The sequence below is a fragment of the Chamaesiphon sp. OTE_20_metabat_361 genome (genome assembly GCF_031364565.1).
In genome coordinates this window covers 1-2,859 of sequence record NZ_JANLWO010000490.1, presented here as the reverse complement: position 1 = coordinate 2,859, position 2,859 = coordinate 1, and the positions used below count along the sequence as shown (strand labels likewise).

The 2,859-nt window shown below is 47.3% G+C and carries 3 protein-coding genes and 1 pseudogene; 2 read left to right on the top strand and 2 right to left on the bottom strand.

Annotated features, from left to right (window positions below):
• Positions 1-335: sigma-70 domain-containing protein (locus tag RMO35_RS14345; RefSeq protein WP_309742002.1), on the bottom strand; the 335-nt coding region annotated here is incomplete at its 3' end.
• Between the two features lie 34 nt (positions 336-369).
• On the opposite strand from RMO35_RS14345, the pseudogene RMO35_RS14340 reads away from it, so the two are divergent.
• Positions 370-780: pseudogene (locus tag RMO35_RS14340) on the top strand (sigma-70 family RNA polymerase sigma factor); the annotation flags it as partial.
• 383 nt (positions 781-1,163) lie between these two features.
• Positions 1,164-2,156: a hypothetical protein gene (locus RMO35_RS14335; RefSeq protein ID WP_309742000.1), complete on the top strand. Its 993-nt coding sequence runs from the start codon at positions 1,164-1,166 to the stop codon at positions 2,154-2,156.
• A gap of 78 nt (positions 2,157-2,234) precedes the next feature.
• Here the strand turns inward: RMO35_RS14335 and trpD are convergent.
• Positions 2,235-2,859 (bottom strand): anthranilate phosphoribosyltransferase (gene trpD, locus RMO35_RS14330; protein ID WP_309741998.1); only part of this gene is annotated, 625 nt, incomplete at its 5' end.

Below are 2,859 nucleotides of genomic sequence, written 5' to 3'. Positions count from 1 at the left end.
CGGATCCGATCTTCTTGAGATAGTTGAAAACTTTGGTAGTGGCGATCTGGCAGCAGATCGGCGAGATTATTGGCTTCTTCATCACTACCAACCGGACAATCGAGGCTGACTGGCTGGCGATTTTGGTACGCCATTTTGATTTCTTGCCATTCCATTAGCGAAATATCTAGTGCTAAGGCAATTTCGATTTCAGTAGGTTGGCGCTGGTGCTGTGCTTGGAAACTTTTGGTAATGGTTCCGGCTTGTTGCACTAGTGCAAACCACCGCCGAGGCATTTTCAAAACTGAGCTTTTGTCGCGCAGATAGTGTTGAATTTCTCCCCGAATGTAGGGCATGGCAAAGGTGCTAAAAGCATATCCTTTACCAACTAAAAATTTCCAAGCACAGCACCAGCGCCAACCTACTGAAGTCGAAATTGCCCTCGCATTAGATATTCCGTTAATGGAATGGCAAGAAATCAAAATGGCGTACCAAAATCGCCAACCAGTCAGCCTCGATTGTCCCGTTGGTAGTGATGAAGAAGCCAATAATCTAGCCGATCTGCTGCCAGATCGCCACTACCAAAGTTTTCAACTATCTCAAGAAGATCGGATCCGCGTTCAGCAGAGCTTGGTGTCACTAGAACAACATACCCGTCAAATTCTAGAATTTGTGTTCCTCCACGATCTCACTCAAAAGCAAGTCGCCGAGCGGATGGATATCAGCGTAATTACCGTCTCCCGTCACGTTAAGAAGGGTTTGAACGTTCTTAAAGTCATGTTGGTAAATAACGAAAACTAATAAGTCAACATTCGCGGTTTGCTGAGGATTATCTCGGCAAACCGCATCTTTAGTAACCGATACTCTTTGACGATCCTGTTTTTTTCTAAAGTTTATCTTCTATTCCCTATTGCCCATCTGTCTTGAAAAGGTGCTCTACTTGTCTCGCCTTTGTCTCCCACCTCCCATCTCCCATCTCTTCCCGGATTTACGCCGTAGACTACTAGTTAATTATTCACAAGCGATAGTATCGATCGAGATGTGGGTAGTATAAAAATAAACAAACCTATTAGCAGCAGAGGCGATCGATCTCTGAGTGCGTTACAGGGTAAGCGCCCGATCGTTCTAACCGTTGTCAAAGTTATATGTATATGAATATTCAGGGAAGCGAGGTATAGAAATTAATGAATAAATCTTGGTTTTATCTAGTAGGTACGATCGGTACTTTATCAATCCTCACTACTAGCTGTGGGGATGGTAGCAAGCCACCAGCAACACCATCGGCAAGTCCTGCGGCGGTTGCTAGTCCTGCGACTCCTACCCCTGTAGCAGCCGTTCCAGCCGCAACTACGACCCCAACGACAACAATGCCAGCGGTGGGCACCAAGCCGCTCGTGCCTGGTAAACTTGGCGTGGTTGTCGCTTCAGCAGGCTTAATTCCGCCAACGAATGGCGATAATTGGGCAAAAACGGTTACGAAGGGTCGCACAGATCCCTTTGCCACTCTGGTGCTACAGCCGATCCTAACTAAAGATCCGCTGATTGCTACAGGCAAACTGCAACCAGCAACCCCGAATACCAGTAAGTCTCCAGCAATCAAGTCCGGGGTAAATAAATCCTTACCAACTATTAAAACTGGGACTAACTCCACCAATATCGCCGACGTTCCAGGTAAAACAAAAATTGCGAGAAAGGGTGCCAACACCAACGATTCAGGAATTACTCGCGATCGTAACTCTGTAATTTCTAAAGCTGGGATCGATAAAGTACCATCAAAGTCCACAGCGGGTAAAAAAGTTGCTAAAAACAACGTCTTGCGTCCTGTAAAGATGGCAAATACGCCATCTAAACCAGTTAAAGTGACTAACATTGCGGCTCTGCCACCAAAAGCTGTCGAAAAACCTTTGCAAGCGATGGCAGTAGAAATATCTGGAGTGATTGAAGTCGAAGGGAAAACTCAAGTTATTGTGAAGCTACCGAGTGAATCCTTTAGCCGCTATATTGAGGTAGGCGATCGGATTGCTAACGGTAGAGTTTTAGTCAAACGGATCGAAGGTCAAAATAGTCTTTCCCCAACTGTCATTTTAGAGGAAGTTGGCGTTGAAGTCTCGCGTAGAGTTGGCGACAAGCCTGCACCAGAAACTCCTGGAACAGCCACGCCACCAATTAGATCTTAACAGTTTTCATGATTTTAATTAACATCAAGCCCGATCGATTCGATCGGGCTTTTTTGAGATTAATAGCAATCGATATCTCTATCTATCTACCGCGTCCAAAAAACTGACTAACTCTTGCAACTTATCCCAAGCAACACCACTATTCAATACGGCGGTTGCCAGCTCGATCCCTTGTTGATGTGCGCCGATCGGGATAATATTGGCTACTTGGAGTGCTAATCCAGCATTGATCGCCACTACATCGCGTTGAGCGGGAGTGCCTTTGCCTTGCAGCACGGCGGTGAGGATCGCCGCATTTTCCGCCACATTGCCACCTGCGAGAGCCGTAATCGGCGCGGGGGTAATGCCTAGCTCTACCGGATCGATACTGGTGAGTTTGACTTCACCATTAGTTAGGATGGCGAGATCTGTCGCATCGCCCAAACCAGCCTCATCCAAACCTTCGCGCCCATGTAGCACGATCGCTTGTTGAGTACCGAGGATACCTGCGGCTTCGGCAATAACTTCGAGCAGATGGGGCGTATATACGCCGATAATTTGTCCCGTGGGGCGCAGCGGATTGACAAGCGGCCCGATCAGATTAAATACCGTCCGAATCTTCAATTCTTGGCGGAGCGCAGCCACGGCTTTCATGGCTGGATGCCAGCCAGGAGCAAATAAAAAGGTAATGCCAACTGCGTCTAAAGCGGCAGCTACTCGATCG